This is a genomic window from Symmachiella dynata (genome assembly GCF_007747995.1).
In the GTDB taxonomy this organism is placed as follows: domain Bacteria; phylum Planctomycetota; class Planctomycetia; order Planctomycetales; family Planctomycetaceae; genus Symmachiella; species Symmachiella dynata.
On record NZ_CP036276.1, the window covers coordinates 3,250,635 to 3,271,790 of the forward strand.

Here is a 21,156-nt window from a genome sequence, read left to right on the forward strand (position 1 = left end):
GCTTGGCCGCCGACAGATCTAGGGGCGATTTTGACGTCAATTGATTTCCAACGTAAAATAAATCAAGGAAACCACAGGGATCGCGCAGTGCGTAAAAACTCGCTGGGAGATTTGTCATGGTCCACATCGTCGTTAACGAAGAGCAAGCGAAAATCATTCACAAGACCTCCGGGAGGGTCGAAGTTCGCGATAGCCAAGGGAACCTTCTCGGATTCATTTCAGCGAACTCTGCAACTGAAGAAATCGCTATCGCTAAGGGCCGTATGGAATCGGATGAGCCAAGGCATACGACACAAGAGGTCCTGGAGCATCTTCAGTCCTGCACAATAGACTGAAGTTAACTCGACCGTACGGCCAACCTTCGCAAATCGACTAATTGCCAGGATTTGGATACGTTCTTGATTCAAGCGAGTTAGCGCGCTGGGTTTCTCCACTCAAAATCCGAGGCGAGATGATTCCCACAAACACCATGACAATTCCCAGGGCCACCATTCCGCAGACATGAATGATTCCAAGTACATTGTAATACTCGGCGTGGAGTTTCAATTGTCCGGAGCCGGCCGGCAATTGAGCATCTAGCCAATTGTGAAAGGCCAACAACACGGTGTCTGGATACGGCCATGGCCTTGGCCAATCGGGGTTGTCCCGCGCGATTATCCAGCGATATCGAATCCAAAGTAACCCCGCGAATGCGAACCACGACGTTAATGCAGCAACGCGTATAGCTGACGAACGATGCAGTTCCGGTTTGCGGCTGCGCGCAGAATACCCCAGAAGAAAGCCTATGAGGCAAACACCAATGCAAACGGGCCAGAAGACGGTCATTATCACGTAGACGACGTGAACAACTTGAGTCAAGCCAGACCAGGCGACTTTAGATTGATGGAAATCTCCCACGAAGAACACCATAGTCCCTCCGTCCACGCATCACATCCCGCAGTCCCAAATGTTCGCTACGATCTTGCGGTACGGACTGTCCTGATAGTAGATGTAATACGTCGTTACTAATTTGCCGTCGGGACGCTGCACTGTGCGAGGATAGCCTAGGTCGCGGCCGCCGGCGTTGGTATCTAGCACAAACGGTGCGCTCCAGGTTTTTCCCTCGTCGCTGCTGAACTTGGCGCAAACTTGAAACGGGGCCTTGCGGTCGCCGTAGGTCACGCACAGCCGTCCGTCTTGCAGCCGGAGCATTGCTGGCGGGTTGCCTTCGCCGACATCTTCGACGGCGTTGTTCAGGTACGTCCAACTGGCGCCATTGTCGTTTGACTCCCAGGTGTCAATCCAACGGTGCTTGTCTTCGCCCAGCCCTTCACGGCGGCGAGTGGTCATCACCAATTTGTTCGGCGATAACCGCACGGTCGAAGGCATGATCGAAAATCCGTTGGGTTCGGGGCCGACGTAGGACAAGAACTTCCAGGTCAATCCGCCATCGGTCGTGCGGCCGCAAAAGACGCGGCCTTCTTCGTTGTTGGATTTCGAACCGGTCAGAAAGACATGACAGTCCTTGGGGCCGTTGACGATGTAGTCCGAGCGGGCCATCACGCCCGGTTGCCCGAAGTCGGGGACTTTGAACGGGCCTTTCCAAGTGTGCCCACGGTCGTAGGAATAGTACAGCCGCGAAACCCCGCCATGCACATTCTGGAACCGCATTGTCATGCAGAAATCGGGATGTGTGAAATCGATCGGTTCTGTGATGTCGGCCGGAGTCGGTTCGGTATGCTTCGGATCGGTCGTGCCGTGTCGCATGCCGCCTTGGTTGATAAGCATCCCCTTGTCGTTGGGGAACTCCATCTTCCAAGTCTCACCGCCATCCAGACTGCGCGCTAAGACATGATACTCTGGTTTTTGACGATCGATGTTGTGACGTTCTTTGCCCAAGTCTTTGTGCGAACCGGTGCTGAATCCAACGAGAATTTCGTCTCCCCAAATCCACATGCCATGATTGGCCGGCCAGCCGCCGAACTTGCCCTCCTCACCGAACACGACGATTTTTTTCTCGACCTGGGGTTCGTCGGCACGGGTGAAAACCGGATTGGCACAAAGCAGGCTCAGACTGAGCAGACAAAACAAGCCGCGACCCATGGGAATTCGCTCCGTAAATGCGTGGGGGAGGTTGAGATCGTTGGTCAATTCCAATGTACCCGCTCGCTCTGAAAAACGCACGTCCGTGCCAGCCCGTCCACCCCCAGATCAATGAGGGTGTGGGGCTGCACTGCAGACATCCCATGCACACATCGTGCGGATTACGACGGCGAAGCCATCGGTTTGGGATGGGGGAGGGAGCGTTTTTTAAACCGGCAATTCGGCTGCCATCACTTTTTCGGCCTGCTTGGCGTTGAAAGCGTGGATTTTTTTCCGCAACTCCGGCCGGCTGCAGGCCATGATGCGGATCGCCAACAATGCGGCGTTCTTGGCGCCGGCGCTGCCGATGGCCAATGTGCCGACCGGGATACCACCGGGCATTTGTACAGTCGACAGCAGCGAGTCCAGGCCGTTGAGTTTGCTTTCGATCGGTACACCCAATACCGGCAAGACCGTGTGGGCGGCGACGACACCAGCCAAGTGCGCGGCTCCCCCTGCCCCGGCGATGAGGACTTCGACACCCCGCTCTTCGGCAGTGGAAGAAAACTCGGTCACGACCGCCGGTGTGCGGTGCGCCGACATCACGCGGCATTCAAAGGGGATGTCGAATTCTTTAAACATGTCGACAGCCGGGTTCATCGTGTCCCAGTCCGACGAGCTGCCCATGATGATTCCCACGAGGGGTTTATCGCTATTGCTCATAACCGTTGCTCCTTTATTTATGTGGAACAGTCCTGTCCAGGAATGACCACTATGGGGTTCCACAGGTGGCTCGTCCGCCTGTGTGGTTGCTTAAATCTGCTGAGCGGGAAAAAACTGGCCCTACTGTTGTTTCACGTGGGGCTATTTGTCGTCGAGCAGGTTGACGGCGGCGAACTCTTGGCCTTCGAGCATCGCCAAACTGGCGCCACCACCGGTGCTGACGTGCGACACCTGTTCAGCAAAGCCAAGTTGCTGAACCGCGGCTGCGCTGTCCCCGCCGCCGATGATGCTGGTTCCGTCTCCATCGGCAATCGCCTGAGCGACCGCTTTGGTGCCGGCATCGAAGGGGGGCATTTCGAAGACGCCCATCGGACCGTTCCAGACGATCGTTTTGGCGGCTTTGACCGTTTCGGCGTAAATCGCGGCCGTCTTCGGTCCGATGTCGAGGCCTTCGTAACCGTCGGGGATTTTACCAGCATCGACCACAACCTTGTTGCAGTCACTGCTGAACGCGTCGCCGCAATGCGTGTCGACCGGCAGCATCAATTTGTCGCCGCCGCGCTCGATCAATTGTTTGGCCAGATCGACTTTATCCTTTTCGACCAGACTGCCGCCAACTTGGCCCCCTTGGGCGAGTGAGAACGTATACGCCATCGCTCCGCCGATGAGGACTTTGTCACAGATGCCGAGCAGGTTTTCGATGACGGTGATTTTGTCAGAAACCTTAGCTCCGCCTAAAATCGCTACAAACGGACGTTCCGGTTTGGCGATGGCGTCGCTGAGGTATTGAATCTCTTTAGCGACCAGAAAACCAGAAACCTTGGGCTTGTCTCCCATGGCTTGCGGGACGGCGACCATCGAGGCATCGGTGCGATGGCAAGTGCCGAACGCGTCGTTGCAATAAATGTCGGCCCCGTCGGCCAAGGCGGCGGCGAAATCGGCATCACCGGACTTTTCACCAGCATTGAACCGCAGATTTTCCAGCACCAGAACTCCACCATCGGCCAGCGCAGCCCGTTTGGCCCCTGCATCGTCGCCGATCGTGTCGGTGGCAAAGGCGACTTCTTGTCCGAGCAGTTCGGCCAGTTTGGCAGCGGCTGGCTTGAGGCTGTATTTGGCGTCGCCGCCGTCACCTTTGGGCCGCCCCGAATGGCTCATCAGGATTACGCGCCCGCCACGCTCAATCACCGATTTGATCGAGGGGAGTGCCATATTGATGCGGCGGTCATCAGTCACATTTTGATTATCATCGAGCGGAACGTTGAAATCGACCCGCATCAAAACAGTTTTTCCGGAGGGATCGATGTCAGCGATTGTCTTTTTTGCCATAGTCTCTGTTGCCCTTCTGTCAACTAGGTCGCCGGCCCGTGCGATGCAGAAGAATGGCCGACGTGTGGAGTGGACAATCCTAGACACCCTCACTGGGATTGCAAGTGATCGGTGACCTCTGTTGAGGAATGCGTTGTATAGCGGACCTAACGAACGATTGGAATGTACGAGCGGCGCTCCAGCCGGCCGAATTTGCAAAAGGCTGTGAAGGTATAGCGGTCATGCGCGTTGTTGAATCGTCCCAGAACGACGCTACGGGTAATTCCCGGTTTGGACTTGCGGGACAGCTTGTGGAAGATCGATAGGAGTATATAGCCCCAGCTGATACTCCCCTGCCCGCCAACTGCGCGGCACGGCCCCTGAAATACAAATATACGTGTTATGACTGTGTCGTCGTCTCGGGGATCTTTACGCCCCAGACACGATCTGTTTACTGAGAGAACGACTGACCGTCCGTCCAGCTTCCTGCGGCTCGAACTTGGCTGCGGTTACGCCGGTAAACAGCTCGTACACGGTAACGATACAGCGATTAACAACAACTGAGAGGACGTGGCTTTGTCGACCCTTTCCGAGTTTTATCAAAAACACAGCGGCAAGTTGCTCCTCCTCACGCTGTTGTCATTTCCATTGCTGTTTGTCAAAGCACAAACATTGCCGGCCAACAACGACATCGAGACCTGGCTGCCTCGCGATTCCGAAGTCCGCTCCAACTATGAGGAATTCAAACGCGACTTTGGTGTGGAAGAACTCATCGTCGTCGGTATTGAAAACACATCGAAAGATGACGTGCTGGTCGAAGCGGTTTGCGAACGGCTGGAACGTCTCGACAGTGTGCGGAAATGTTGGTCTCCCGGACGGATGCAAGCCATTATGACCAGCTTCGGCGTTGACGACGTCGAAGCGGAATCGCGGCTGAAGGGATTGACCCTTTCCCAAGACGGCCGTTTGGTGGGATTGATTTGCTTGTTGTCCCCCGAAGGATACGGCGATCGTGCAAAGACGGTCGATGCCGTGACCGGTGTGTTGGAGTATTGCCAACTCCGCGGCGATCAGGTCCGTCTGGCCGGCGCGCCGGTCATCGTGACTGAATTGGACCGCTTGGGGAGTGAAGAAGAAAACCAGAAATTCTTTTTCATCACCTTGTTGGTCTGTTGGGGTTTATTGGCTTACACCACGCGGCAATGGCAATTGTCACTCGCGCTGCTTGGACTGACCATTTGGGCCATTCAATTGACGTTAGCGGGGATCCACGTTGCCGGTGGGGAAATGAACTTCATCCTCAGCGCGTTGTCGGTGATGGTGATGATTTTTACGTTGGCGGTTTCGATTCACTTCATGCATTACTACACCGCCGCTTTAGAGGACGACGACCCATTGGGGCAGGCATTAAAAACTGCCTGGAAGCCCTGCTGCTTGGCGACGTTGACCACGACAATCGGTCTGGTTTCGTTGGCGGTCAGCGACATCCTCCCCGTCAATCAATTCGGTTATGCTGCTGCATGGGGCTCGGTGGTGGCATTGATTACCGGGTTGGGTTTAACGCCCGCTTTGATGACGATCTGGCCACCGCAGGCTCAATCTGAAGAGCAAGGCGCAGCGATCATTTCTCGACTGGGAGATTGGATCTCGACACACAGCAAAGTCGTCTCAGCAGCTACGGTGACCATGATCATGGCGACCTGTGTGGGATTGATGTCGATCGAAACGAAGATCGATCCGCTCGACTTTCTTCCCAAAAACAGCAAAGTCCTGACCGACGCACAGCGTGTGGAAGCTCAGCTCACAAACATCGACTCGATCGAAGCGGTCGTTGAATTTCGTAATAACGACCTGCCATTTACCCAGCGGTTGGAAAAGGTACGTGAAATCGAAGCGGTGATCGCCGGTCATCCCGCCGTACGGCACACGATTTCCTCGGCGTCGTTCTTCCCCTCCGAGATGCCGCAAAACCCGTTTACGCTGGGACGGCTTTTGAAACGCGCCGAATCGCAGCGGGAGCACAACGAATATATCGCCGATGGCGAACGGCTGTGGCGGATCTCCGCGCGAATTAGCACCAGTGAAGGATTGTCGCAGCACGAAATCTTCGAGCAACTGCAAGCACGGGCCGAAGGGTTGCCTGTCCGCTTTACCGGCATCGCCCCCATGCTGAACCATGCTCAGCAGGAGATCTTTCGAGGGTTTCACGAGAGCTTTTTGATGGCGTTTTTGATCATCACCGGCGTAATGGTCGTTTCGTTGCGGTCTTGGAAAACGGCCATGGTGGCGATGATTCCTAATCTGACGCCGATTTGTATTGTGTATGGAATTCTGGGTTGGGTCGGAATGCCGGTCGACATCGGTATGATGATGTCCGGTAGCATCGCTTTGGGAATTGCAGTGGACGGCACCTTCCATTTTCTCGTGCACTATCAAACGCAGTTCAACCGAGGAGTCTCCTCCTCTCAGGCGTCGTGTGAGGCACTACGGCAAACCGGGGTCCCGATCTTTAAGGCGGCCCTGATCTCCAGCATCGGCATGCTGGCGTTGACTCTGAGTAGCTTTGCACCGACAGCCCGGTTTGGCCTGTTGATGTGCTCGCTGTTGATTGCGGCCTTGGTTGGCGATTTGGTATTATTGCCAGCACTGTTGTGCCTCCGCCCGAGTCGTCTCCGTCAACAAGAGTCGGAGAAAGCGGAATTAGCGGGTCCACACAGGCTGCCAACAACGCCTGAACCGGCTGTATTGGCCGATAGGGTCGCATGACCGCCGAGAGTTTCGCTCTGAATCAACACTCTGCACGTCGATACTTTTCGTTGAGAGCTTGCCTTTCGCAAATTTAAGATACGTCTTGAAATCGTTCCCGCAACCGAGACAATTGTCTTTCTCGCAAACGAGAGGACGCCAGGTGTTGGACCTCTTTCTCTGTTGAGAGGTTTCAAATCTCGCGGATGCGTATCCTGACCCTTAGTTTTTCGCGGTAATCTACAACCACAACCTGGTTTCGTCATACTGCACAAATTCGACAGCACGCGCGACTCGTCCCTTTGGAACGCTTGATCTCTTCTCACTGATTTCGGAAGCCCTTGTATGTCCTACCAGTTACTGACCGGTGCCACTGGCCTATTGGGCCGTTATTTGATTCGTGACTTGATGCAAGCCGATGTCCCGTTGGCGGTGCTCGTCCGCCCAACGCGGAAGGCTTCGGTGCGTCAACGTGTTGAGCAAATGATGGCTTTCTGGGAAGAGCGTCTGGGGCATGCCATGCCCCGGCCGGTGGTCTTGGAGGGGGACATCAGCCAGGAAAACCTGGGGCTGGATGACCGCTCGGTTAAGTGGGTCGAAGAGCACTGCACCGGCATGATTCACAATGCCGCCAGTTTGACCTTCCACAGTACAGGACCCGAAAGCGAACCTTGGCGTTCAAACATCCAAGGGGTGCGGCACGTTTTGGATCTGTGTGAAAAGACAGGCATCCGCCAGTTCTTGCACATGTCGACCGCTTATGTGTGCGGGCTCCGTGAAGGCCGCGTGCTTGAAACGGAATTGGATGTGGGGCAGGAACGGGGCAACGATTATGAAATGAGCAAAATCGACGCCGAAAAAATGGTGCATGCGGCGTCATTCATTGATGACCTCACTATCTGTCGCCCAGCGATTATTGTCGGCGATTCCCAAACCGGCTACACAAGCACCTACCACGGGTTTTACGCCGCTTTGCAATTGGCCTACACCCTGGTCCGCTCGATGGAGCCGGACGACACCGGTCGCGTGCGTTCCATTGCGCGGTTCGAACTTTCCGGCAACGAATCCAAGAATCTAGTCCCTGTGGATTGGGTCAGTGCGGCAACGACCCATATCGTCACGCACCCGGAACTGCACGGTCAAACCTACCATCTCACGCCGCGGCATCCGGCGACGATTCGTCTGGTGAGCGATATTTTAGAAGACGCGACGCGGTTTTATAGTGCGAAGTTCGTGGGCGAAGATGCGGAAATCGACGATTGGGGCGAGGCCGAGCAAATCTTCAACGACAACATTCACGTCTACAACTCGTATTGGCGGGATGACCCGACGTTTGATTGCACAAACACCTTAACCGCCATGCCGCACCTGCCCTGCCCCGACGTGGACCGCGAAATGTTGTTGCGGATGTCTAAGGTGGCGATCGACAGTAACTTCGGCGGTGGTCGTGACAAACGGGTTGACCTCGATTTCGACCCGCATCAACACCTCAAACCGTTGGTGGATGCCGGCGAAAAACAAACAAACGGCCAAGCCGACGCGCATCTCCTGGGACTGGAAGTTACCGGAGGTGGCGGGGGCGCTTGGCACCTGATGCTGCAAGATGGCAAGCTGGTGGGGGCTGATGTCGGCCGCGACCAAAAATGCACCGCCGTCTACCGACTGGATTCCGACACCTTCGCCACTTTGGCAACCGGCCAAGAATCAGCCAGCTCCGCCCTGGATAAAGGGCAATTGGTGATCGACGGCAACGGGCTGTCCCGCTCGGAACTGGTGGACATTTTCGACGAAATTGTCCGTGGCTCGGGTGTGGGGAAATAACCCCTCCCTTGGACATTGTCACTACCCTCTTACTGCTGCAGCGCTCAGTTGAGTATAGCGTCGCTCCGATTCAGGGTGCCACTGACGACACGTCCGTCGTTGGCACGTGAACCGACGTCCCTGAGTAGGGGGAAGCTCAGCTTTACACGGCACTGGCGGGCAAGCCGCCAGTGGCACCCGTACTGAAGTCTAAGAGGCACCCGAACTGAAGTTTTATTAGCCGCTGGCGGATTCTTGTTACATCGCTTGCGTTGGAGCGTCGGGGGATTCGTCGGTCAGGGTGGGCATCAATTGGTCCAGGATCCCGTTAACGAATTGCGACGACTGTGCATTGCCGAATTTCTTAGCCAGCTCTAAGGATTCGTCGATCACCACCCGATTGGGCGTATCGGTATAGAGCAACTCGTAGGCGCCGAGACGCAACACGTTGCGATCGGTCGGCGCCATTCGCCGCAGCGACCAGTTGGCGGCCACTTCTTCGATGCGCGTATCGATGACGTTGCGCCATTCCAGCGCACCGGTGAATAGTTTCCAGCAAAAATCGCGCAAGGCTTGGTCTTCAAGCCGTTCCTCGATGAATTCACCGGCAGACTCTAAATTGCCGGCGGGATTGAGATCCTGTCGGTAGAGCAGTTGGAGGGCCGTTTCTCGTGCCCGGCTGCGACGCGCCATGAAAAGCCTTAGCCTCAAGCTGGAAGGAATTGCCGCTTGCGGCAATTAGGGGGGAGGGACTGGAAGAATGCAAGTCTGTTTTTCAATGTTGCCGAATCATCTCCGGCTAACCTCTTAGCTTAGCCATCAAATTGGCCATTTCAATAGCAGCCAGCGCGGCGTCGCGGCCTTTGTTGCCCGCCTTGCCACCAGCGCGGTCCTGAGCCTGTTCCATGTTCTGGCAAGTCAACACGCCAAACGTCACCGGGACCCCGGTTTCGCGGCCCGCTTGCATGATGCCTGCGGCCACTTGTTGGTTAATATATTGATCATGAGTTGTTTCCCCTTGGATCACCGCTCCGAGGCAACAAACGCCGGCGTAGTTTCCACTGCGGGCGAGATTGTCAGCGACAATAGGGATTTCAAAGGATCCCGGGACCCAGACGACGGTGATTTGGTCGTCGGCGACGCCATGCCGGTGCAGTGTGTCGATGGCCCCGTCCAACATCAGGCGGGTCACCAGTTCATTCCAGCGGGCAACGACAATGGCAAACCGGCCAGCGGCGGACAGCAAATCACCTTGGATTTCTTCAGGCATGGGGTGGTCTTTATGAAACAATCATTCTTCGGAGAGAGAGCCGCCGCCATTTCGCAGTTCAGCGATCACGGTCAACTCAATGAATTCAAAGCGGTCAGGCTCAGGTTCTAGCTGAGGTTCATGCTCAGCAGGAATTCCTGGTTGGTCTTGGTGCGTTGCATGCGGTTGACCAACAGTTCCATGGCGTCGACCGGATTCATGTCGTTGAGGACGCGTCGCAAAATCCAAATGCGTCGCAGTTCGTCTTCGTCGATCAACAATTCTTCGCGGCGGGTGCCGGAGCGGTTGACGTCGATCGCCGGCCAAATCCGTTTTTCGACCATACGGCGATCTAAGTGCAACTCGGTGTTACCGGTTCCCTTAAATTCTTCGAAGATGACTTCGTCCATGCGGCTGCCGGTGTCGACCAGAGCGGTCGCCACGATCGTCAGGCTGCCCCCTTCTTCGACATTCCGAGCGGCCCCGAAGAAACGTTTGGGATGCTGCAGGGCATTGGCATCGACACCACCGGAGAGGATTTTTCCGGAGTGGGGAACTTCGGTGTTCCAAGCACGGGCCAACCGTGTGATGGAATCCAGAAAGATCACCACGTTCTGGCCATATTCAACCATCCGCTTGGCCTTTTCGATGACCATTTCAGAGACCTGAATGTGCCGACTGGGCGGCTCATCGAATGTACTGCTGATGACCTCGCAATTGTGTCCTTTGACGTGTCGTTCCATCTCCGTGACTTCTTCGGGCCGCTCGTCAATCAGCAGCATAATCACGTAGGCATCCGGATGTGCGGCAAGCACGGCTTGGGCCAATTGTTGCAGTAAGATCGTTTTACCCGCCCGCGGTGGCGAAACGATCAGTCCGCGTTGTCCCATACCAATCGGAGCGATCATGTCGACAACACGCGTGCTGAGCACGCTGGCTTCGGCGGCCAGTCGCAAGCGTGTCTCGGGGTGTAGCGGCGTTAGGTCGTCGAAGAAGACCTTCTCAGTGAGCAAGTTGGGGTCTTGGCCGTTGATGGCTTCGACGCGTAACAGCGCGAAGTAACGCTCGTTTTCCTTCGGAGGACGAATCTGGCCGGCGACGATGGCACCGTTGCGCAGTCCGAACCGCCGAATCTGACTGGGGGAGACGTAAATATCGTCTGGGCAAGGCAGGTAATGGTAATCCGGACTGCGAAGAAAGCCAAAACCATCGGGAAGCACTTCCAGGGTTCCCTCGCCGAACATTAAGCCGTTGAGTTTGGTGCGTTCTTTGAGGATCTTGAAAATCAGATCCTGCTTTTTGAGTCCGGAATATTCGGTGACCTGCTCCAGCCGGGCTTGGGTGAGCAATTCCTTCATCGTCATCCGCTGTAATTCAGCGATGTGGATGTCACCCCGTTTGATCTCTTCGTAGCGTTCATCGGCTGAGTTGGCGCGAATGCGGTCGGCGCGGCTGACGTTCTCGTCAGAGCGATTGTCGCTTCCGACTGTCGAGGATTGCGAACCGCTCGAATCGCGCCGCATGGCGGCACTCAAAGGCCCTGCTCCCTCAACAGTGGAGGTGGAGCCGGAGCCGGTTTGCTCGCTTTTGGGGCTGCGAGGCTTAGTGGACTTGGCCATTGTTCAAGACTTTCTGGTTGGTGGTCGAATGACCGAATGGATGGAATCCATTGAGGGTGGGCGAAATAAGCGACTTGGATTGTTGCCGCCGGTTTGTGGCAGCAACACCATGGAATAAACGGTTTGGTGGATTTGTAGGTTGGAATTCCGCGCTAGGCAGGTGAAACGTGCTGGTTTCACGTAAGGCATGATTTTTGGTCGCGAGCTTCCGTGCCGGATGTGGTGGACATTCTGAAAGGAGAGATACTCCGATTTTGGCTCGCATCATTTCCGCCAAGTCTCTGGAACACCCGTGTTTCATATTAGCTCTTCGCTGAACTCCCGACAATCTTCGCGACGATTTGCCGCAGTTGTTGGGCAGCGACTTCAACGGTCATTGAATTGTCGACGATGTGGTTTGATAATTGTTTTTTAGTCTCTAATGGAAGTTGATTGGCCTCTCGGGCCGCGAATTCCTCCGCAGTCCAATTCCGATTCTGTATTACGCGGTTGCGGCGGATATCCTCCGGGACGTCGATGAACACGACAGTGTCGCAAAATTCCTTCCAACCGGTTTCTAACAGCACCGCCGCATCGAGGATGACCGCCATGATTCCCGGCTGGGCCTGGGCTGCGGCGATTTGTTCTCGCAATATCTCACCGATCCGCGGATGCACGATCGATTCGAGGTCTGTTTTCGCGGTTTTGGACTCCGGATCTGTTCCAAACACGAGCCGCCCCAATGCGGGACGATTGATGTCTCCTTGTTCGTGAAAAATTTCGTCGCCGAAACGCGCCCTGAGGGCCTGTTTCGTTGTTTGTTCGGTGAGGACTTGATGGCCGGCCTTGTCGGCGTCGACAACAGCAACTGGCATTGTTTCGTGCAATTGACGGGCGACCGAACTCTTACCGGATCCGATTCCACCGACAATGCCGATGATGGGAACTGTCCCACGGTTGGTCCTGGAAGGGTTTGACAAGTGATCGAACTAAACTAGGGAGTTTGAATGGTGATCGTCGAAAAGCGGAGATCTGTTTGCTGTTACAGATCTGTCTGCCGTTGTTAGTTGGCGTTCGCCCGTAAAACATCCTTGGGGCAGTGGCTGAATGGAAGGCGAAATGTCGTGCGCTGATCCGCCGTATGTTGGAGGGGCTTCAAAAATATCGACTGAGGTTTTCGGCTCGGTTTTAGTGGCCCTTGAGGCTATCAATCTAGTTTCTCGACATCCAACCATGTGTTTCCAACACTGAGGTCGACTTTCAAGGGGACATCCAGATTGAGGGCCGATTCCATTTCTTCTCGAACAAGTTCGCTCAAACTCCCTAAGTCTGTTTCGGGAACTTCGAAAACCAGTTCATCGTGGATTTGCAGGAGCATCACACCGCTGTGCTGTTCCTGTTGGATACGTTGGTGGGTTTGAATCATGGCCTGTTTGATGAGATCCGCCGCGGATCCCTGAATCACCGTGTTGATTGCGGTTCGCTCAGGAAGATTTCGTTGGCGGCCCAGGCCGGAGCGGATACCGCGTATTTCACGACGGCGTCCACGTATAGTCGTAGCATATCCGTTTTGAGAACAACGTTCCAGTAATTTCCGCAGAAATTTGTCGACTCCTTCGTAACGGCTAAAATAGCCCTCGATAAAATCGGAAGCTTCTGCCTGGCTGATGCCTAGGTTAACAGCCAGTCCGTAGGGACTCTGGCCGTAAATCACGCCAAAGTTGACCGCTTTGGCAATCCGCCGCATGTCCGAATCGACCGCTTCGGGGGCGACGTGGAACACTTCAGCTGCGACAGCCGTGTGAATGTCGTCGCCGCGCTCAAATGCCGCCAATAATGCCGGGTCCTGGCTGAAATGTGCCAACATCCGCAATTCCACCTGAGAATAGTCCGCACACAACAACTTCCAACCCGGTTCGCCCGGAATGAACGCCTGACGAATCCGTCGGCCCGCATCGGTGCGAATCGGTATATTCTGCAAATTCGGATCGCTGGAACTAAGCCGCCCCGTGGCCGCTACCACCTGGTTAAACGACGCGTGAATGCGGCCGGTGTCGGGATTGACCATTTCGGGCAGTGCATCGACGTAGGTGCTTTTCAGCTTGCTGAGTTGGCGAAACTCCGTCAGTTTGGCGGGCAAGGAATGCTGTAGCGCCAGCTTTTCCAACACCTCCTGATCGGTACTCGCCCCGGTTTTCGTTTTTTTGATAACCGGCAGTCCGAGTTCTTCGAACAGCACGACCGCCAACTGTTTGGTCGAGGCGATGTTGAATTCGTGCCCCGCTTCTTCGTAGATCTCTGCTTCGATCGTCTGCAAGCGTTCAGTGAATTCGACACTCAGGGACTTCAGGAGTTCGACGTCGATGCGGATCCCGCGAAACTCCATGTCGGTCAAAATACTGATCAGCGGCCGCTCCAGGTCCCAATACAGATCCCATAGCTCCTCTCTCTTCAATTCCGCTGTAATACGCTGCGTGAGTTGCCAGGCGATTTGCGCATCCTCTGCCGCGTATTCACCGACCTTGTCGACATCGACTTCGGAGATTTTGATTTGCGATTTGCCTTTGCCGATCAACTCGCTGATGGGGATCATCTCGTGTTGCAGATACCGCCGAGCAAGTTCATCCAAGCCGTGACTCCGCGCCCCCGCATCGAGCAGGTAACTCCCGACCATCGAATCGACACCCACGCCTCGCAACTCAATCCCCGCCCGCCGCAACACCAGCATGTCGTATTTGATGTTTTGATTGCAGACTTCGATTTCGGGATTTTCCAAAATCGGACGCAGGGCATCGCGAACCTCATCCGCATCCAAAGTTGCCTGTCCGTCAGGAGCTTGCACGGGCAGATAGAAACCCTCCGCACCGTCCCAACTGAATGCCCAGCCGACGATGTCCGCGCGGACGGCATCGAGTCCGGTCGTTTCTAGATCGACGCAGAACTGTGTTTGTTGCTCAAGCTGTGCGAGGAATTCGCTGAACTTGTCGGCATCGTCGATCAATTTCCAAGAACGCTCGACCGCTGGCGGGGGGGCTGGTGCTGCGGCTTCTGGGGCGAGCGTTTTGATCTCATCGATGAAGCGGCGAAATCCGCATTGTTGGAAGAATTCTTGTAGCACCGGCAGTTGCAACTGCCCTGCCCTGGCGGCATCCCAATCGACCTCGAGCGGCAAATCTCGCCGCAAAGTCACGAGCGTTTTACTAACGCGGGCCTGATCGGCAAATGTCTTGAGGTTTTCCCGCAGTTTTGCCCCCGGCGCTTCGTCGGCGTGGGCGAGGATATCTTCCAGTGTCCCGAATTTTTCGATCAGAGCACTCGCCTTTTTCGGGCCTACCAGCGGGACGCCCGGTACGTTGTCGATGGAGTCCCCTACTAAAGCTTGGAAATCAACCACCTGCTCCGGCCTGACGCCCCAATCCTTCATCAGGTCCGCTTCGTCGAGATATTGATTCTTGCGGAAGTTGTACAGCCTCACCTTGGGGCTGAGCAGTTGCCGGATATCCTTGTCGCTGGTAATCACCGTGACTTCGACATCCTGGTCGGCGACCATCTCGACCAGCGTGGCAATCACGTCGTCCGCCTCCCAGCCGGGAATCCCCAACGCCGGCACGCCGAACCCGGCCAACAACTCTTCGATCATCGCGATTTGCGGCACCAATTCTTCGGGCATCGCCGAGCGGTTGGTTTTGTACTCGGTATAAATCTCGTTGCGTTTGTTCTCCCCCCGTACATCCATCGCAGCAATCAGCCAATCGGGCTTGCGGTCACGAAGAATCGTGATCAAATCCCGCGTCACGCCATAGACCGCATTGGTCGGCTGCCCCTGTGGACTGGTCATCTCCGGCAAGGCGTGAAAGACTTGAAAGATTAACGAAAAGGTATCGATGATATAAAAAGATCGCGGCTGAGACGTCATAGATGGCTCACGAGGCAGGGACGGCTGGTGGATAACGAGGGCGAAAAACAAAGCCCCTCAGCCGGTATTAAACCAGTTGCCCAGCGGCATGTACACGCAACGGGAATTCATGGCGCCGTCGCAGCAGGTGAGTGTGTGTGGTCAAGCCGACGCTCCTGCACGTCAATGGTGTCGTTATGTACTCCCAAAAGATTCCTAAAAGCTCTGCCAGAGGAATTTTCCTTCATCACCATCTGCGGAAATAAATCCGTAGCCAATTCCCGAATCGCCAAAGTGCAAATCAAATGGGACATTGTCCGAATAGAGTTGAAAGAGTAATTGCCAATCGTCGCCGGGGAATTCGTCGCTCTGAATGAAAATAGGAGTTCCGCCAATTTTGCTTTCTTCGAGTTTTCCGAACTTCGTTTCTTTTTCAGCTTGTGACAGATCACTTTGCTCATGTGCGGGGAGAAAATCTGCATCATATCCCTCGACGCACGTGACTCGATACTCCCGTGGGCTCGTCGATGACGGCCCTCTTAGGTTCAATGTTGGCCCCTCACTCAGCGGCTCGGTCTCCACCCAAACCTCTCCACCGGGCTGAATGACAATCGCATTCTCCCCGCCGTCAGGATCCCAGGTTGGCGTGTTGCTGCCATGTTCTTCACTGTCCGTCATGAAGAGATAGGCCATTTTCCCTTGGGCATCAGGAAAGAGTTCCGGTTCGATCGCGATTTGACCAATAAACATCATTGGTTCATCCTGTGACTCGCTGAGCGGCCACTCGGGTTCGTCAATCCAAACTGGCTGCCCACCGAATTTTGTAACGGCCTCTGTGATTGGTTGCTCGACTGCGTGAAACTGAATAATTTTCTTTGCTGGCATCGTCTGCCCTAAAGTTGTGCTGTGATCATTCAGGAGTGGTGGGGGAAACTGTGAGTCTCAAGCTATTTTTGGGGCCGCGCAATCCAAGTTGTCTCCGCTAAGGGCGAAAACACCAGCCCGCGAATGTTATTTTCATCGAGAAGGTTTTTGACACGCGCGGTTGCGAATTTATAAGTATTGTTTCCTTCAGGGCAGAAAAAATCAGAGCCGTCCCATGTGGATTCATCGAAAAAGAGCCCAATGCGTCGGATAAACTTTTTCCCCTCCTTCTGTCCTGGCACAACTTCTCCGCCCTGCTCATTGATTGGACCACAGCGGCCTGTAATGCTGAGTCCGGCGTATCCCGGGTAGACTTCGCCGGACTTGTTGTGCAATTCGATAGGATAGGTTGACCATCCTGTGATGCCGTGCTGTTTAAACAATTGCAGCACCTTGGGGCTTATATAGTACCAAGCGGTATGGCGTCCCCAGGCGATGTCTAGCGGTTCGGCTTTGCCCATCGCCCAGTGGGCCGGCAGGGTTGTCTTCGGAACCCACTCTCCGCGTAACAGTGCTTCACCAGTGGTTTCATCGCCGATCAGATCCGCGTGGAAACTTCTATTAGAGTGATTTTGCGAAAAGCGGAAAACATTGTCGAATCCCTGAAACATGTTAGGAGCTCCAGCTTGGACGTGCGGCAATCCTCAATCCTGCACGCTGGTCGCATAGACCAACGACCGCAAACGCCTCGGAATACGAATGCACAAACACCCGGCATCAAATCTGTGTTTGATCCGTGTTCAATCCGTGGCTAAGAAACCCGCCACTACACAGCCGCCCTGCCCTAGTTCGCTTGGATGACCGCTGCGCTGGCTTGGCCTTGGCGAGTGACGTCGATGTTTAGGAACGTGCGGTTTTCCGTTTTCAGCGGTTCGCCGGAGATGACGTTGATTGGGCATTCGGGGTCGGGGGTGTCGTAGTTCAGCGTGGGGGGGACGACACCGGATTGCAGGCCCATGAGTGAACCGGCGATTTCCAGCATGCCGCAGCTGGCGCCGGAGTTTCCGAAGTAGCTCTTCAGCGATGTGACCGGGACCGGGTTTTTGCAGCCACCGAAGACTTCGTTGATTGCGGCCGCTTCGTCGCGGTCGGTTTCGATCACGCCCAGGCCGTGTGCATTGATGTGGCCGATGTCGTCGGGAGTTAGGCCGGCGCTCTTGAGTGCCTTTTGCATGGCGATCACCAACGATTTTTTCGTGTCGCCAATCAAGTTGGGGCTTGTTACGCAGGCGGTGCCGGTTCCCAGGATGCGGCCGAGGATGTTCGCGCCGCGTGCGTTGGCATGCTCTTCGGATTCGAGGATCAGCGAGCAGGCTCCTTCGGCAATGACCTGGCCGCTGCGGTTTTTCTCAAACGGGCGGCAGGCTTCGGCCGGGTTGTCGGCTTTGGCGACCGTATCCCACATCACCGCGTGAACGGTCTTTACGGGATGCAGTCGCGTTCCTGTCGCAGCAGCGACCATCGCATCGGCGGCGCCGCGTTCGATGATCCGCACTGCTTCTCCCAGCACAATATTGCCGGAAGCTTCGTCCATAGTTTGTGAGTTGCTGGGGCCGCGGAGATCGTAGAAAATTCCGATGTGGCAGGCCGGCATGTTGGGCAAGTATTGCAATAGCCACAGCGGTTCCATTTTGCTGAGGCCGGTCGTGCCCCATTCTTCGAAGTGGAAATTGTTCTCATCGAGATCCCAGCAACTGAGGCAGGCATCCTTCAGGACGGTGGGCGGGCTGAACATCAAGTTGGCGCCGAATTCCACACCGAAGCGTTCCGAGGCGATTTCGCCATTGCTAACGCCGGCATTTTCGATCGCTTGGTGTGACGCGACGACACCGAGTTGGATTTCGCGGCACATGACTTTGAGGCTTCGGCGCCCCTTTTTGGGGAGGAAGTTCCGCACCGTCTCGTTGTTAAAGTCGGAGACTTCGCCGCCGATGTGCGACGGTAGGATTCCCTCTTCAAAGAGTTGGAACTCGCTAATGCCGCTTTTGCCGTTTAATAGGCTGTCGGTGAACGCTTCCAGACCGATCCCGATAGGGCTGACGACGCCGGCGCCGGTGATGACGACGTTGGTTCGGGATTCGTGACCGTCACTCATGGGTGTGTTCTCGCTCGCAAGCGTAAATGCTTTTCTTACAGGGAGTTAAGCAGAATTGCACTGCCCGGGTGATGGTTGCGCAGCGGTCGTGAGCGAGTGAAATGCAATGAACAGCACTTCAATCCAGCATTTCGATTTCGATATCCCGACCCAGGTTCCCACCGATATTTTGTCCAAAGTATATCGGAATTAGGGGTTTGGAAGCAACCGGCGTCTGCGCGAATTGGTCGCACCGAATTTTGAAACGCGATACCGGTGCAACTCGGTGCCCCCACAGGAATTGAGATACGTGTGGTGGGAGTTCTTCAGGATGGTCTTTTGAGGCTTAAAGCCTGTTCGGCCACCCCCCCTTTACCAGAATGGGGGGAATCAGCTTGGACATTTAGGAAACCTTCCCTGTGGCATGAACGTTTCAAAGTCTTGCATCCGGCACAATTTTTTTATGCGGCGAGGCTTATTGTGGTTCAAATGCACGGCAGGCATTGGAAATTTCGATACTGAATGTACCTGCAGATTGTATGACGTTGGAAATCATTGGGTCACACTGCTCAACAAACAGCGCCGTCCGCGACGGCAAGCCGTCGGTTTGGGGTGTTGTGGTTTTTCGCCTGGGAATTCAGTGTTTTCTCCCTAGTTAGTCGGTGGCTATATTGTGTGGCTGAATGGTGAACATCGCTTTTGGTTGCGGTTCCGCCTCGCTGTATTCTACGGTGGTGCGGGTTGCTTGACATGTAGCCATGATGGGGCCTAAGATACTGGCCTGATATGGATTAGGGCTTGGTCTGGGGCAAGATCTTAGTTTGCGAGGCCAAGTTTTCGTGCGAGTTCCGCAAAATGCGCGCTTGCAGACAGCTAATTCTACTGAATGTCTTTCGATGTTGCATTGGGACCGTTGCGGTCTTGGTGTCGTTCCCCAAGGTGAGCCGGCGAAGCGTTTGGGTTTCGTTTGCAACCCGCTTAACCACAATGTTTTACGGCAGTTGATTCATGGCAGTTCCTAAGAGAAAACAGTCACATTCGCGTTCGGCAAAACGCCGCAGTCACAATGCGATTAAACCGGCTCAGATCAACTACTGCGCTCAGTGCGGTACGGCGACGAAGAGCCACGCCGTCTGTCCGAATTGCGGGTATTATCATGGTCGGACTTTGGTCGACGATGAATAACGTCCCTAGGTAAAGTCGTTGATCGTATCACAGTAGTGGGGTTCATCCTGGTGCGGAACGGCACGCTCTTTCGCGTGTGGGAATAGTGCTTGGGGGGCTTGATTGCTAACAGCTTTGCGTTGATGGGGCTCCTGAAGAGTGGCCAGAGATCGTGGAGTTGTGATCGGAGGCGACGAGGTGTTGGTCGCTCGATCCGGCAAAAAAGATTGTTGTCGCGAAACGACAATTGGCCGTCTGTTGAAACATTGGAACGGCGCGTTGCCGGCCAGATTTCAGCATGCTTAAAGCTGCGTGGTGCTTGTTTGGCCCTTCAATGTAACGAACAGCCCCAACGGCGCCTCACACGGTTTGGAAACCAGTTAGTCGATCAGTTCTTAGAACGTCCAGGCGTCATGATTTGGCGCGTGGGCTTGGCAGTGTCAGCCCGATAAGGCAGCAGCATGCGTACGGCATTGGACGCGATGGGCGGCGATCACGCCCCACAGCCGAATATTGATGGTGCAATCGCAGCTCTTCAAGGTGACCCGAATCTGGAGGTCGTCTTGGTGGGTGAAGAGGGATTGCTGGAAGATCTCGTCGGAAAGTCGGGGTATTCCGGAGAGCGGTTGGAAATCCGACACGCGGACGGTGTCGTCGAGATGTGCGAAAAGCCGACCGACGCGCTCCGCAGCAAACCCAATTGTTCGATTGCCGTCTGTTGGCAAATGATGGCCAGTCGCGATGTCGACGCTGTGGTCAGTGCCGGCCATACCGGCGCGGTCGTGGCAGCAGGCCTGAGGACGCGTTTGTTTCTCAAAGGGGTGAAGCGCCCCGGCATCGCGGTCGCGGTGCCGACGATTGCCGGCCAATCGGTGCTGATGGATGTGGGGGCCAATCCGGCGGCGCGGCCTGAACACCTTTACCAATACGGGATTATGGGCGAGATTTACGCCCGCGAAGTGTTGGAGGTCCAAGACGTCCGTGTCGGGTTGATGAACATCGGCAGCGAGGACGGAAAAGGGACCGAGCTTGTGCAGGAAGCGCACGCGTTGTTGTCCACTCGACCATTGAAAGATCGATATATCGGCAATGTCGAGGGCCGCGGTGTTTACCAAGGTGAAGCGGACGTGATTATTTGCGAGGGATTCGTGGGGAACGTCGTGCTGAAAGTCAGCGAAGGTGTGGCCCAAATGATGTTGGGGACCGTGGCGAAAACCGTGGTCGAGAATCTTTCCTCCGAGCGCGAACATGCGGGCAATTTGTTACGGAAGATGAGTCAGCGTTTTGTGCACAATGAGTCAGGTGGTGCTCCGTTGTTGGGGATCGACGGAATTTGTATTATCGGTCATGGCTCAAGCAACGCACAGTCGATCACCAATGCATTGCGCGTGGCAACGACGTTCCGCGACCGCCGCATCAATTCACAGATCGTCGAAGCGATTGCCGCACACAAAGTCTCTTAGTCGCGCGTCGGTCGCCAAGAGCAAGGAGGCCCGCTGAGTGGTTTTCTATTGCGATTGGCTTGCCGTGGGGATAACGCTTTCGGTCCGGTGCAATTGCCTTTTGGGCATTTACAGTTTGGGCCATTGCATTTCAGTCAGATCACAACAGGGAT

17 protein-coding genes are annotated in these 21,156 nt (G+C 55.2%); 5 read left to right on the forward strand and 12 right to left on the reverse strand.

The window, feature by feature from the left end:
- The first annotated feature begins 116 nt into the window (after window positions 1-116).
- The gene (locus Mal52_RS12545) at window positions 117-335 is read left to right on the forward strand and encodes a hypothetical protein (RefSeq protein ID WP_145376540.1); all 219 of its coding nucleotides are present in this window, start codon (window positions 117-119) and stop codon (window positions 333-335) included.
- 37 nt (window positions 336-372) lie between these two features.
- Here Mal52_RS12545 and Mal52_RS12550 read toward each other — a convergent pair whose 3' ends face one another.
- The 4 genes from Mal52_RS12550 to Mal52_RS12565 form a co-directional block, all read right to left on the reverse strand.
- Entirely contained in the window at window positions 373-909 is a 537-nt protein-coding gene (locus Mal52_RS12550) for a hypothetical protein (protein WP_145376542.1), read from the reverse strand.
- Between the two features lie 18 nt (window positions 910-927).
- Window positions 928-2,082 (reverse strand): sialidase family protein, encoded by a 1,155-nt coding sequence (locus Mal52_RS12555; RefSeq protein ID WP_145376545.1) that lies wholly within the window; start codon window positions 2,080-2,082, stop codon window positions 928-930.
- A 207-nt stretch (window positions 2,083-2,289) separates the two neighbouring features.
- Entirely contained in the window at window positions 2,290-2,784 is a 495-nt protein-coding gene (gene purE / locus Mal52_RS12560; RefSeq protein WP_145376546.1) for a 5-(carboxyamino)imidazole ribonucleotide mutase, read from the reverse strand.
- Between the two features lie 141 nt (window positions 2,785-2,925).
- Window positions 2,926-4,113 carry a phosphoglycerate kinase gene (locus Mal52_RS12565; RefSeq protein ID WP_145376548.1) on the reverse strand — a complete coding sequence of 396 codons (1,188 nt, stop codon included), beginning with the start codon at window positions 4,111-4,113 and terminating at the stop codon, window positions 2,926-2,928.
- Between the two features lie 555 nt (window positions 4,114-4,668).
- Here Mal52_RS12565 and Mal52_RS12570 point away from each other — a divergent pair.
- Window positions 4,669-6,858: an efflux RND transporter permease subunit gene (locus Mal52_RS12570; protein WP_145376550.1), complete on the forward strand. Its 2,190-nt coding sequence runs from the start codon at window positions 4,669-4,671 to the stop codon at window positions 6,856-6,858.
- Window positions 6,859-7,182: 324 nt separating this feature from the next.
- On the forward strand, window positions 7,183-8,658 hold the full coding sequence (locus Mal52_RS12575; protein ID WP_145376551.1) for an SDR family oxidoreductase: 1,476 nt from the start codon (window positions 7,183-7,185) through the stop codon (window positions 8,656-8,658).
- 237 nt (window positions 8,659-8,895) lie between these two features.
- On the opposite strand, the gene nusB is transcribed toward Mal52_RS12575, so the two are convergent.
- The 8 genes from nusB to Mal52_RS12615 form a co-directional block, all read right to left on the reverse strand.
- Entirely contained in the window at window positions 8,896-9,330 is a 435-nt protein-coding gene (nusB, locus tag Mal52_RS12580; protein WP_145376553.1) for a transcription antitermination factor NusB, read from the reverse strand.
- Between the two features lie 106 nt (window positions 9,331-9,436).
- Window positions 9,437-9,907 (reverse strand): 6,7-dimethyl-8-ribityllumazine synthase, encoded by a 471-nt coding sequence (ribH, locus tag Mal52_RS12585; RefSeq protein WP_145376555.1) that lies wholly within the window; start codon window positions 9,905-9,907, stop codon window positions 9,437-9,439.
- 107 nt (window positions 9,908-10,014) lie between these two features.
- Entirely contained in the window at window positions 10,015-11,409 is a 1,395-nt protein-coding gene (rho, locus tag Mal52_RS12590) for a transcription termination factor Rho (protein ID WP_145380633.1), read from the reverse strand.
- 398 nt (window positions 11,410-11,807) lie between these two features.
- Entirely contained in the window at window positions 11,808-12,464 is a 657-nt protein-coding gene (gene coaE, locus Mal52_RS12595) for a dephospho-CoA kinase (RefSeq protein WP_145376557.1), read from the reverse strand.
- Between the two features lie 227 nt (window positions 12,465-12,691).
- The gene (gene polA / locus Mal52_RS12600; RefSeq protein ID WP_145376559.1) at window positions 12,692-15,400 is read right to left on the reverse strand and encodes a DNA polymerase I; all 2,709 of its coding nucleotides are present in this window, start codon (window positions 15,398-15,400) and stop codon (window positions 12,692-12,694) included.
- Window positions 15,401-15,595: 195 nt separating this feature from the next.
- On the reverse strand, window positions 15,596-16,264 hold the full coding sequence (locus Mal52_RS12605; protein ID WP_145376561.1) for a DUF1963 domain-containing protein: 669 nt from the start codon (window positions 16,262-16,264) through the stop codon (window positions 15,596-15,598).
- Window positions 16,265-16,326: 62 nt separating this feature from the next.
- Window positions 16,327-16,914, reverse strand: a complete 588-nt coding sequence (locus Mal52_RS12610) for a hypothetical protein (protein WP_145376563.1) — start codon at window positions 16,912-16,914, stop codon at window positions 16,327-16,329.
- A 173-nt stretch (window positions 16,915-17,087) separates the two neighbouring features.
- Window positions 17,088-18,398, reverse strand: coding sequence for a beta-ketoacyl-[acyl-carrier-protein] synthase family protein (locus Mal52_RS12615; RefSeq protein WP_145376565.1), 1,311 nt, complete (start codon window positions 18,396-18,398; stop codon window positions 17,088-17,090).
- A gap of 987 nt (window positions 18,399-19,385) precedes the next feature.
- Between Mal52_RS12615 and rpmF the strand changes: the two genes are divergently transcribed.
- Together rpmF and plsX are read left to right on the forward strand one after the other, a co-directional pair.
- Window positions 19,386-19,562 (forward strand): 50S ribosomal protein L32, encoded by a 177-nt coding sequence (gene rpmF, locus Mal52_RS12620; RefSeq protein ID WP_145376567.1) that lies wholly within the window; start codon window positions 19,386-19,388, stop codon window positions 19,560-19,562.
- Window positions 19,563-20,002: 440 nt separating this feature from the next.
- Complete coding sequence (gene plsX / locus Mal52_RS12625; protein WP_145376569.1) at window positions 20,003-21,004, forward strand: phosphate acyltransferase PlsX; 1,002 nt, start codon at window positions 20,003-20,005, stop codon at window positions 21,002-21,004.
- The last annotated feature ends 152 nt before the right edge of the window (window positions 21,005-21,156 follow it).